At 70.6% G+C, this 11,290-nt stretch carries 6 protein-coding genes and 1 pseudogene; 4 read left to right on the top strand and 3 right to left on the bottom strand.

The window, feature by feature from the left end; translation table 11 throughout:
* Positions 1-1,992: 1,992 nt before the first annotated feature.
* Positions 1,993-2,286 carry a hypothetical protein gene (locus tag ACFV0G_RS20685; protein ID WP_380549603.1) on the bottom strand — a complete coding sequence of 98 codons (294 nt, stop codon included), beginning with the start codon at positions 2,284-2,286 and terminating at the stop codon, positions 1,993-1,995.
* A 124-nt stretch (positions 2,287-2,410) separates the two neighbouring features.
* Between ACFV0G_RS20685 and ACFV0G_RS20680 the strand changes: the two genes are divergently transcribed.
* Positions 2,411-3,133, top strand: coding sequence for a hypothetical protein (locus tag ACFV0G_RS20680; RefSeq protein ID WP_380549600.1), 723 nt, complete (start codon positions 2,411-2,413; stop codon positions 3,131-3,133).
* Positions 3,134-3,502: 369 nt separating this feature from the next.
* Here ACFV0G_RS20680 and ACFV0G_RS20675 read toward each other — a convergent pair whose 3' ends face one another.
* The gene (locus ACFV0G_RS20675; protein WP_380549597.1) at positions 3,503-4,666 is read right to left on the bottom strand and encodes a PP2C family protein-serine/threonine phosphatase; all 1,164 of its coding nucleotides are present in this window, start codon (positions 4,664-4,666) and stop codon (positions 3,503-3,505) included.
* A gap of 157 nt (positions 4,667-4,823) precedes the next feature.
* Here ACFV0G_RS20675 and phoU point away from each other — a divergent pair.
* Positions 4,824-5,372: pseudogene (phoU, locus tag ACFV0G_RS20670) on the top strand (phosphate signaling complex protein PhoU); the annotation flags it as partial.
* Positions 5,373-5,965: 593 nt separating this feature from the next.
* Here phoU and ACFV0G_RS20665 read toward each other — a convergent pair.
* Positions 5,966-6,814, bottom strand: coding sequence for a MerR family transcriptional regulator (locus ACFV0G_RS20665; RefSeq protein WP_380549594.1), 849 nt, complete (start codon positions 6,812-6,814; stop codon positions 5,966-5,968).
* A gap of 969 nt (positions 6,815-7,783) precedes the next feature.
* Between ACFV0G_RS20665 and ACFV0G_RS20660 the strand changes: the two genes are divergently transcribed.
* Both ACFV0G_RS20660 and ACFV0G_RS20655 read left to right on the top strand, forming a co-directional pair.
* Positions 7,784-9,337: an alpha-L-arabinofuranosidase B gene (locus tag ACFV0G_RS20660; protein ID WP_380549591.1), complete on the top strand. Its 1,554-nt coding sequence runs from the start codon at positions 7,784-7,786 to the stop codon at positions 9,335-9,337.
* 148 nt (positions 9,338-9,485) lie between these two features.
* Complete coding sequence (locus tag ACFV0G_RS20655; protein WP_380549588.1) at positions 9,486-11,039, top strand: alpha-L-arabinofuranosidase B; 1,554 nt, start codon at positions 9,486-9,488, stop codon at positions 11,037-11,039.
* Positions 11,040-11,290 lie beyond the last annotated feature (251 nt).

Genomic DNA, 11,290 nt, shown 5'->3' with positions numbered 1-11,290 from the left:
GGGGGGGGCGAGTGAGTGTGTTTGTCTACGGCCACCTGTTGGGGTGGGGGGGCGAGGGGGGGGGCGGGCCGGGGGGGGTTGGGGGCGCGGGGCCCCCGAAGGGGAAATAACACCATCTGCCGGACTTGGCCGGCTTTCTCACGTCCGCACGGCCCCGGGGGATGGGGCGTGCGGGGATCGCGTATGCGTGACCGGAAACCACCGTCCTCGTACTCACAGGGTCTGCGGTGTCCGCCCGGGTGACCACCTCACGGGCCGGGCGATCCTGATGGCGCTCTGTCCCTCCATTCCTCCGTGTACCGACCGGTACTGATACTGCACATTGTGGGAACTGCGAACTGCTGGGTACTCGAACTGCGGGAACTGCTCGGTACTGCTCTCTCACGGGGCAGTGCTCGGTACTGCTGAACTGCCAACACTGGTACTGCGCACTGCCCTGTACTGCCCTGGCGGCCCCGAGGGCCCGCCACTGTCCGGCAGCCGGCCCCGTCGCCCGTCCTGCTCACATCGGCTCGGAACCCCACTGCCCGGACCTCCCAGCACGCGCGCCGGCAGTCCTGGCGCCTTTGCTGGGATACCGCGTCCTGCGACTGCCGGTACCACTGAACTCAACTTCACCTGCTGGCACTGCCACTTGCGAACTGCGATACCGCTCCGGCAGCCCCCGAATACTGCGGGCCGCCCGGCCCGGCCGCAGATCCCGTCGCCTTACTGCACCATCCCTGGCTTCAGGGCCCTGCCACCGTGCCGACCTGCGAACTTCGCTACTGCTGCCCGCCAGTTCGTGTCTGGCGGGTGTCTCTCGACCTCGACTACGAGAGAAACATTAGCCACGCCATCCAGCAATGTCTACTCCAACGGGCACAGATTTCCCCTCGCGTGCCGCGGAGGTATCCCCCTCCCGCGCGAGGGGGCGGACCGCCCGCACAACCGCGCGGCCGGGGGCCGGTGCGGCACGCACGCAAGGAGGAAGCCGCGATCAGCGGCCCAGACCACGAACCAGCGGGAGGGCGACGATGGCAACCGAAGGGACCCGGCCCGCGGCAAGCGCATCCACGCCACACACCCAGGCACCGCTACCGGCCGCCCGCGAAACGCTCACGAGAGCGGAAAACGTGACAGCGCGACCGGCCCCCCGCCGAACCGGACACACCGTCGCGCACCCACCACTGGACGCACAACACGGCACCCCCCACGGCCGTGCCCCGAGCCCGGCCCGCCAGTCCCACCGAGGGCTGCGCCGCTGCGACCGGCACGGACACGCGCCTCCCGGAGTCCCCACCCCTCTCACCGCGGCCAGACAACGGGCCGCGGCCTGGGTCACCGAGCTCTGCGCCCGCCAGCCCGGCGCGGCACAGCGTGATGTGTTGACCCGCGTGGCCGGGGCGCTCGGCCGGGTGGGTAGCACCGGCGGGCCTGCCAGGGGAGGCGAAGCGGCCAGAGCGCTTCTGCTCGCCGCGTGCACGGGCCGCCTGCCGGTGCTGCGGCGTGGCGAACGGGCCGCCCTGGTCGCGATCTGCGCACTGTCCGCCGCGGACTGCACACACCCGCGGCAGGCTGTCGTGACCGCCGCCTCCGACCGGGCCGTCACCGGCGCACCCGCACCCTGGTCCCCGTCCTGCCGCAGCTCGTCCGCACTGCCGAGGCTCGGCTGCAGCACGCCACGCTCCCTGCTTCAGGCAGCCCGCTCCGCGGAGGCGCGTGAGGAGTTCACCGTCGCGGATTCGCGCTATCGACGCACCGGAAGCCACTGGCGCCCCACCGCCCTGTTCCTCGCCCCGGGCGACGAGCGCGGTCCCGGCCTCGATGCCGAATGCGAGGAGAACAACGCGTTCTGGACCTGGGCGAGCATCGAGGTCCTGCGACGCACCGGGGCCATTGAGACGCCCGGGTGGGCGGTCGTGGGGTGTCCGAGCTGGTGGCCATCGGAAATCCATGCCAGGATCCCCGCCCACTGGGGGGATCTCTCCCGCCCATACGGGCCGCGCCCAGTCACCCATCAACCGCCTCGGCGCAGCGCCGGCAGATCCGGTCCCCGTGGAGCCGGTGCCGGAGGGCAGAGGGCACGGGGATTCGCGGTGTTCCTTCCTGCTTGGTGGGGTCGAGGCCGCAGAAGGTCCGGTCGAAGCGGTAGCCGGACATGCCGGGGTCTGCCGGTGCCGCGTGCACCACGGCCGCATGGCTGCCCGTCCCGGCCCCGCCGTCTGCGGGCAGGGATTCCATGAACACCACGATCGGCCTCATGACATCCATGCACTCGCCACGCGGGTCGGCAATGCCGTCCACACGCCATCCGGGCACTGGGGGGATCCCGCAGCCCGGCCGGGCCGGCGCTCGGGGCCCAGTCCAGACCTGCTGGTTCTGGTGGCGGTATGCCAGCCCTGCTGCGAGTCGGCGAGGGACGGCTTGGTTGGATGCCCGCATGACGGATTGGTCGCAGTTGAAGCACGCGTACGGCACCGCCGAGGACATCCCGGTCCTGTTCGAACGGCTTGGCACCGAGCCCAACGACGGGGTCTGGGGCGACCTGTGGTCACGGTTGTGCCATCAAGGCAGTGTCTACCCGGCGAGCTTCGCTGCCCTCGCTCTGCTGGCCGATCTGGGAGACCAGGGAGGCAAGGACGGCGACGACGCCCTGCTCCTGGCCGGCGCGATCGCCGGCGCCGCCGATGAGGAGACTCGCGCTCGGCACGGCGTGCTGATCGAGCGGCTGCGGATTCTTGCCCACGCTCGGATCCGCCGCCCAGCGGAGCCCGCCTTCTACGTCTGTCTGCTGCAGACCGCCATGGCGCTTGACGGTGTCCGCGTCTGGTCCTCGGCCCTGGAGGGCTTGGCCGACGGGACCATCGAGGTGTTCTGCCCCGAATGCGAGATGGGGGTGTTCGTCTCCATCGGTGAGGCCGGCTACTTCTCCGCCGTGGGCGACTGGGAGCCCGGTGACCCGGCCGGCGCGCCGCTTCGCGCCGCCGCGCCGGCCGACCTCGAGGGGCCCGGGCGCGTGCTTTATGACGCGGCCAGCCAGGCCGGGCTCGACACCGTCGCACTCGCCCTCACCTACGTGTTCGGTGAGGGAACATGCGGTGAGTGCGGCGCCGAGTTCCCGATCGCCGAGCAAGTGGCCGAACAGTACTGAGACGCCCCGCGAGCAGGCCGGCCGCCCCTGGGGCCCCGCTGCACTCCCGCCCCCACCCTCGCCAGGCCGTTGAACGGTCCTACCAACTGGGGAACGGAGAGCAGGCCTGGCCGTTTTCGCGGATCCTCATCACCGGCCGGGTCGGCCGATGGTGGGTGGGACCTGTCGTGATCCGTGCGCGCCCGTTTCGCCATGGCCTGGGCACGCGACTCCAGGGGCCGGGTCGCCGAGGACATCAGACACTCGACCCCCGGAGCCACGCCGCTTACGCCCGCAGGCTGGCGTCCACCTTGATCGCGTGATGGCCGACCTTGCCAGGCGGCGCCGGGAGCCGGCCGCCGGTGTCTGTTTCTAGCCGCACGTCCTTGGTCAAGCCTCCGGGGGTGGTTCGCCGTCGGCGGCGGGATCGGTCCCGCCAAAGTGGAAGATCCGCGGCCGGCCGCGGTGCACGGTGGGCGTACGGTGCAGGGCGATGAGGGCCGCATCGTCCGCGAGGCGTCCGCCGACGTGGGCGAGGAGATCGCGCCGGATGTGCTGCAGGAGTTCGTCCGGGCCGGCGCCTGTCCACTGGGCGGCCCGTTCCGCGAGCGGGTAGAAGGCGCCGGACCGGTCGCGGGCTTCCACCACGCCGTCGGTGTAGAGCAGGAGCGTGTCACCGGGCTCGAAGGTGAAGACGTCCACGCTGTAGTCCTCCGGGGCGAGCGTGCCGATCCCCAGCGGCGGGGCGGGGCGCAGGATGGGGGCGGTGACGGTGGGGCCCGGGTGAGAGCTCAGCAGGAGGGGGGCGGGGTGTCCGCAGCTGGTCATCCTGGCGGTGTGGTCCTCGTCGGGGATTTCGAGGAGCAGGGCGGTGGCGAAGCGTTCGCCCGTTTCGTCGGCGGGTTCGAAGTCGGCCAGGTAGCGGGTGACGCTCTGTTCCAGGGCAGCGGCGAGATCGCCCAGGCTGGTGTGCTGGCTCGCCGTCTCGCGGAATGCACCGAGGAGCAGGGCGGCCTCGCCGATGGCGGACAGGCCCTTGCCGCGGACGTCGCCGATCAGCACGCGGGACGCGTCGGCGGTGCGGTTTACGGCGTACAGGTCGCCGCCGATCTGGGCCTCGTCCTCGGCGGCCAGGTACAGCGAGGCGACCTGCAGCGGGCCGATGTGTTCGGGCAGTGGCCACAGCAGGACGTGCTGGGCGGCCTCGGCCACCGAACGGACTTGCGCCAGTTCGGCCTGGCGCCGCTCGCGCGCCACGCAGAATACGACCACCAGGCACGACAGCATTGCGAGCGCGACGACCTGCACCACCACGTTGCGGGAGAACAGCACGTCGAAGTACCAGCCGATGAACGCCTGGGCGCTCACGGCGAGCAGGCCGATCAGCGCGGTCAGCCGGGGACCGGCGAACGAGGCGGTGATCGCGGGAGCGATCACCAGCAGCGGACCGAGATGCACGTCGGCCGGCACGTTGAGGTCCACGACCGTGATCGCCGCGATGAGCGCGAGTGGGATCGCCAGCAGCGCAGGGCTCGGCTTCCAGGGCTGCCGCATACCGGGACCAGGTCGCCGGCTCGCCATCTCTCTACGGTGCACCCGCCGGAAGGCGACGGCACTACCGGAACGCGATCTTGTGGCGGGTCCACGGCCCAGCTGCGAGTCCGGCAGCACACGACGACAGAGGCGCAACACACGTGCAGAAGGGAACGCGATGCGGGAGGCGCATCACGCGGACCTGGCCTCGCTCGGCGACGGCCTGGTGGAGATGGCCCGACTGGTCGGCTCCGCGATCGGCCGCGCCACCACGGCTCTCCTGGACGCCGACTTACCACTGGCCGAGAGCGTCATCTCGGCCGACACCAAGGTCGACGACCTGCAGAGGGAGCTCGAAGACCGAGCCATCGCCCTGCTCGCCCGGCAGCAACCAGTCGCCACCGACCTGCGGATCGTCGTCACCTCTCTGCGGATGAGCGCGGATCTGGAACGCTCCGGTGACTTGGCGCAGCATGTGGCCAAGCCGGCGCGGATGCGCTACCCCGAGCGGGCCGTTCCGGGCGATCTGCACCGCACGATCCCGGAGATGGGACAGCTTGCGCAGCGCCTGATCGCGCAGGCCGCCGAAGTGATCATCACCAAGGACATCGACGTGGCGTTGCAGCTGGAGCAAGACGACGACCGCGTGGACGAGCTTCACCGAACGATCTTCCAGCACTTGATGGACGACCGGTGGAAGCACGGCGTGGAGACCGCAGAGGATCTCGGTGGCGAAGGCCCCTGTCCCAGTCGGTGAAGTCATCGGGGTGCCCGGCGATCAGCTCCGCGTAGCGCGGGGCGTGGTGGGCGGCGATCTGGGGGCGGCCGATGGCCGGCGCGGTCTGGGCGATGGTGTACTCGCCGCGGCCCTGCTTGGCAGGGGTGCCTGCCTCCAGCCAGTGGTAGCACGCTGCGTAGGCCTGGTAGAGGGCGCGGTCCTGCTCGGCACGCGGGGTGCCGGGGGTGAGGTCGAAGAGGAGGTCCCCGAGCGCGTTGTTGAGTTCGACGGCGAGCCAGCGGTGGAGGTCGCGCTCGCGCGGTTGCCGGTTGCGGAGACCGCGTCCTGCCAGCGGGCGAAGCCGTGTTCGCGGGCGATGACATGCTGCGCGTCGCGTACGGAGAACCGGTCCGGGTCCACCGGTCCGGTCGTGGCCGCGCGCTCGGCGGCGCCGGGTCTGCCCTGTCGGACGGCCAGGCGTAGGTCTTTGGCCTGGGTGCGCAGCTGCCCCAGGTCGGCCTGGGTAGGAGGGATGGGAGTGGTCTGGGTGGTGCCGGTCATGGATGTTGTCCTCCCGGGTCGCGGGTGGGAGCGGGCGCGGGTCACCAGAAGCGTGGCTGGGCGGGGATCGACTCCAGGTCCGACAGGACCAGTTCGCGGTCCTCGTCCTCGGCGATATCCTCGGCGGCGGCCAGGGCCTGCTCGGTCCAGGTGCGAGCCTGGTCCTTGTCGCCGGCCACGGCGTGGGCGCGGGCCAGGGACTCGTAGGCGAAGGCCAGGTCGAAGTCCGCGATGCCGTGCGCCTGGCAGATCTCCAGTCCCCGTCGGGCGTGGTGCAGCGCGGGTTCGGCCCGTCCGAGGACGGAGTAGACCCGTGAGCACTGCCACTCGCCGCGGCTGAGGTTCACCGGGGCGCCGACCTCGCCCCAGTGGTAGCGGGAGGCGTGGGCCATGTGCAGCATCCGGTCGTCGTCCTCGACGCTGCGGTCCTCCTTCTCCAGCAGTCGCCAGACCCCGTTGAAGAGGTCGATGGCCGTTCGTCGCTCGTCGGCCTTCGGACCGCTCGGGTGCTGCTCGTCCTGGTCGGTCATCGCTGTGGTGACTCCGTCCTCGATGAGATGGTCGATGCGGTGCAGGTCGCCGCGGATCCGGTCCAGGCGTGCCTGGAGCCGGCGCCGGTGCTGGATCAGGACCTCCCTGACCGCGGCGTCGTCGCCCGACTGGGCGAGGCACGCGCGCACCTGGTCGAGCGGCACGTCGACCGAGCGCAGGAGCCGCACGAGCCGTGCGGGCTCGACCTGCTGTGCGCTGTAGAGCCGGTAGCCGGTGTCCGGGTCGACCGCGGCGGGCGCCAGCAGTCCGACTCTGTCGTAGTGCCGCAGCGCCTTCGCGGTCAGGCCGACACGACGTGCCAGCTGACCGACCGTGATCAGCTCAGGTCCATCCGCCATGCCCCGAACCTAGAACCTTGCCCCGCGGGAACCTCAAACGCAGCCCTCCGAAAGATCGCAAATAATGACGAACAACTCGAATCGTTGCTAAACGTGCATTTCTGGCGGCAGGCTATGAACTCGCCTCATTCTGTTTGGAGTCCCCATTCCAGCTGATGACGAGGCGGGCGGGGAACATGACAGTGAGGAACCAGACGAGAACCGCTGCCACGACAACGATCAGGATGGCGCCAAGCGGGGAAGTCGGTTCGAACCACTTGCGGACCAGCGCCTCGATGAGCGAGACCTCCTGCCCGCCGAGGGGCGGACGGTTGGACCTCGGTGCGGTTGGTCACCAGCGGGCGACAGCGAGAAGGTGGTGCCGCGCAGGGCGAGGGCGGAGGCGGTATGCCGGCGACGGCGGTGCGGCCGGTGGGTCGTTGCCTGCCCGGACCATGGCGAGAGTGGCGGTGGACCAAGAGGTCCAGGTCAGGCGTCAGGTGGCGGCCCGGGAGGCGAAGGCAAACAGGCCCGTTGCCAGGTCTGCGGCCCCTCCAGGTGCCGTAGGCGGTGGCCGCGGTGGGGGGCGCGGGCGTGTGGGCGGCCAGGTCGGTGTGGGTGATGGTGGGGACCAGACCGTCGAGCGCCGAGGTCCGTCTCCGCTCGGCCGACTCGCCCTCAGGACGGCGAACGCTCAAACCGACGAGCAGGAGCGTCCAACTGATAGCTCCGCATCAGCGATTGCAGCGCCCGGAGCCCGGGAGTGTAAGGATCCGATCACGACCTTCACCGCGCGAACTGCCATAGCTTCTGTGCGCGTTAACAGTCCGACGCCTTGACGGTACATCAACGTGTGGCCATAGTGATGGTCGGCGCAGCACCACCAGGGATTCCGACCCATCTTGCGTGCACCCCTTCCCCAGTAAAATTGTTAGCGCTAACAATTCGGGGACGCCTTCTTCGTCCCCCACCCGCGAAGGAGTTTCGTTCATGACCATGCGATCGTGGCCGAGCCACGCCCGGCGGGCGCTGACGGCGGCCGGAACGACGGCCGTGCTCGTCGTCGGTCTTCTCACCGGAGCGGGTACCGCCCGGGCCGCCACCGAGGGCCCGTGCGACATCTACGCGGCGGGCGGGACACCGTGCGTCGCGGCCCACAGCACCACCCGTGCGCTCTTCGCCTCCTACAACGGCCCGCTGTACCAGGTGCAGCGGGCCTCCGACGGCGCGTCGCAGGACATCGGGGTGCTGTCCGCCGGAGGCGTCGCCGACGCCGCGCCGCAGGACTCGTTCTGTGCGGGCACCGTGTGCACCATCGCCCGCGTCTACGACCAGACCGGCAGCGGCAACACCCTGGTCTACCAGGGGCCCGGCGGGACCGGCGGCGCCGACTCGGCGGCGGTTGCGAACACGGAGGCGCTGAGCGTGGGCGGCCGGAAGGCTTACGCGCTCTACATCAACCCCGGCAACAGCTACTTCGCCTACAACGCCGCCGGGGGCGTGCCGACCGGCAGCTCGCCCGAGGGCGAGTACATGGTCACCAGTGGCACCCACGTCAACGGCGGCTGCTGCTTCGACTACGGCAACACCGAGACCGACCACAAGGCCGACGGCAACGGCGCCATGGACGCGATCAACTTCGGCACCGAATGCTGGTTCGGCGGTTGCAGCGGCACCGGGCCCTGGGTGCAGGCGGACCTGGAGAACGGCCTGTTCACCGGCGGCAGCAGGACGTGGAACACCGCCCAGGTCTCGCAGACCAGCCACTTCGTCACCGCGATGCTCAAGAACAACGGCAGCACCCAGATGGCGCTCAAGGGCGCCAACGCCCAGTCCGGGAGCCTGACCCAGCTCTACGGCGGCTCACTGCCCAGCGGATACAACCCGATGCACAAGCAGGGCGCCGTCATCCTCGGCAGCGGCGGCGACTGCTGCCAGACCAACCACAACGCGAGCGCGGGCACCTTCTACGAGGGAGCGATGGTCAAGGGCTACCCCTCCGACGCCACCGACGCCGCGGTCCAGGCCAACATCACCGCGGCCGGCTACACCACCACCTCCACGACCCCCTTCGTCCCGGGAGCGAAGGTGTCGCTGCGGGCCACCACCTCCTGCTGCACCGGCGACTACCTGCAACACGACACGGGCGACGACAAGGTGGGGATCGCGCCGGTGACCCCCGGCAGTTCCGCCCTCGACAAGGGCAACGCCACCTGGATCGTCCGGGCCGGCCTGGCCGACAGCACCTGTGTGTCCTTCGAGTCGGCCAACACCCCCGGTAGTTACCTCAGGCACTACGCCTTCCAGCTCCACCTCCAGCCCGCCGCCGGCACCGGCCAGTTCGCTGCGGACGCCACCTTCTGCACCAAGCCGGGAAACAGCGGCACGGGCTACTCCCTGCAGTCCCTCAACTACCCGGCCAAGTACCTCCGCCACTACCGCCTCACCGGCTACATCGCGAGCAACGGCGGTACCAACGCCTGGGACTCCCCGTCGTCGTGGGCCCAGGACACCAGCTGGCTCGCCGTCTCCCCCTGGGGCTGACGAGCGGCCCGTGCCGACCGGCCGTCGAAGGCGGCCCACGCCGGAAGGCACCCGGAGGCGTCAGCGCGGCCCACGCCGTCCGCACAGCCGGACACCGGCAGATTCCGCGGGACGCCCACCCCACCCCCACCCTGTGAAGGAGATCTTCATGGTCAAACTGTCGATCCGTAGGCTCGGGCGAGCCCTCCTCGCGACGGGCGCGACCGCCGCACTCGCCGTCGGCATGCTCACGGCCACGGCCGCGACATCGCAGGCGGCCACCCAGGGGCCCTGCGACATCTATGCCGCCGGCGGCACCCCCTGCGTCGCCGCGCACAGCACCACGCGCGCCCTCTACGGGACGTACAACGGACCGCTGTACCAGGTCAGGCGCGCCTCCGACAGCGCGACCAGGGACATCGGCCTGCTGAGCGCCGGCGGATACGCCAACGCCGCCGCGCAGGACGACTTCTGCGCCGGCACCAACTGCGTCATCACCGTCCTCTACGACCAGTCCGGCAAGGGCAACCACCTCACCCAGGCGCCCGCCGGCGGCGCGGCCGGCGGGCCGGACAACCTCGCCAACGCCTTCGAGGCGCCGGTCACCGTCGCCGGACACAAGGCGTACGGCGTCTACGTCGCGCCCGGGACCGGCTACCGGAACAACCACACCAACGGCATCGCGACCGGCGACCAGCCGGAGGGCATGTACGCGATCTTCGACGGAACGCACTTCAACGGCGGCTGCTGCTTCGACTACGGCAACGCCGAGACCAACAGCCTGGACACCGGCAACGGCCACATGGAGGCCCTCTACTTCGGCAACAACAAGAGCTGGGGCTCGGGCAGCGGCAACGGCCCCTGGGTCATGGCCGACCTGGAGAACGGCCTGTTCTCCGGGGTCAACCGCGGATTCAACGCCGGCGACCCCAGTGTCAGCAACCGGTTCCTGACCGCCATGCTCAAGGGCGGCCCGAACCAGTGGGCCCTCCGCGGCGGCGACGCCCGGTCGGGCGGCCTGTCCACCTTCTACAACGGGGTGCGGCCCAATGCCACGGGTTACAACCCGATGCACAAGGAAGGCGCGATCATCCTCGGCATCGGCGGCGACAACAGCAAGGGGGCCCAGGGCACCTTCTACGAAGGCGTCATGACCTCCGGCTACCCCTCGGACGCCACCGAGAACGCCGTCCAGGCCAACATCACCGCAGCCGGCTACAACAGCGGCTCGACCGGCACCGGCACGCTGACGCCCGGCTCCCGGATCTCCCTGCGGGCCACCACGGCGCCGTGCTGCACCTCGCACTACCTCCGCCACAACGACGCCGACACCAAGGTCGTCATCTCCGCCGCCAACGACTCCAGCCCGGCCATCGACAAGGCCGACGCCACCTGGATCGTCCGCACCGGCCTGGCCGACACCTCCTGCGTGTCGTTCGAGTCCGCCAACAGCCCCGGCCAGTTCCTGCGGCACTACAACTACCAGCTCTACCTGAACACCGACAACGGCGCCAGCGCGTTCGCGCAGGACGCCACCTTCTGCCCCACCGCGGGCAACAGCGGGACCGGCACCTCCTTCCGGTCCGTCAACTTCTCGACGAAGTACCTCCGCCACTACAACTACACGGCCTACATAGCGAGTAACGGCGGCTCCAACCCCTGGGACAGCACCAACAGTTGGGCCGCCGACACCAGCTGGCTGGTCACCGTGCCGCTGGGCTGACCCGCACCGCCGTCTCAGCACGCTCGCCGGCTCGGCCGCAGGCCCCGCCCGCGGCCGGGCCGGGCCGGGCCATGGAGGGAGCCGGTCGAGGGCACCGGTCGGCTCCCTGCCGCGTCGAAATCCGCCTCCCAGGAAGGAACCCTTCATGGTCACCCCACGGTTCCACGGGCGGGGGGGGGGGGGGGGGGGGGGCCCGCGCGGGGGGGGGGGGCCGCACCCGCCCCCCCCCCACACCCCCCCCCCCCCCCCGC

This window comes from Kitasatospora sp. NPDC059571 (genome assembly GCF_042735675.1).
GTDB lineage: Bacteria > Actinomycetota > Actinomycetes > Streptomycetales > Streptomycetaceae > Kitasatospora.
Note: the sequence above shows the minus strand (reverse complement) of the source record. Positions and strands in the feature narration are given on the sequence as shown.